The organism is Paenibacillus sp. E194 (assembly GCF_000935845.1).
Classification (GTDB): Bacteria; Bacillota; Bacilli; order Paenibacillales; family Paenibacillaceae; genus Paenibacillus_B; species Paenibacillus_B alvei_B.
The window spans coordinates 1-536 of the sequence record NZ_JMDX01000551.1 but is presented as its reverse complement, the minus strand read 5'-3'; the positions used below and the strand labels follow the sequence as shown (position 1 = coordinate 536).

1 protein-coding gene is annotated in these 536 nt (G+C 52.1%); it reads right to left on the bottom strand.

Going from position 1 to position 536, the window contains the following annotated elements; translation table 11 throughout:
• Window positions 1-536: reverse transcriptase domain-containing protein (locus AZ66_RS29510; RefSeq protein ID WP_044358241.1), on the bottom strand; the 536-nt coding region annotated here is incomplete at both ends.

The window sequence follows — 536 nt, the reverse complement described above, 5'->3', positions numbered from 1 at the left end:
CTTGGAGCTTTAGCTTCTGTTCCAAATACGTCCGGCTGGATTCCAACAGTCGCATGGCTGCTCGCTTGCTCTTCGCAAGCACGACGATGTCATCCGCATAGCGGATGACCCTCACGCCTCGGCTTTCCATCTCCTGATCAAATTTGTTCAGATAGATATTTGCCAAAAGAGGAGACAACGGTCCACCCTGGGGTGAGCCTTCTTCTGTTGCCCGCCGCACGCCGTTTTCCATGACTCCGCTTTTCAGGTACTTTTTGATCAGGTTGATGACGCGTTTATCCTGGATTTGTTTGCGCAGCAGATTCAAAAGAAGCTCGTGGTTCAACGTGTCGAAGTATTTCGACAGATCGATTTCAGCCGCATGTCCATAGCCTTGCACCACATACGCTTTTACTTTTCGAATGGCTTGCTGCGCACTTCGTCCCGGGCGGTAGCCGTAGCTTCCGTCCGAGAAGATCGGCTCGAACAACGGTTGCAGCTGCTGGGAGATCGCTTGCTGGATCACCCGATCTATTACGGTCGGGATGCCTAACTTT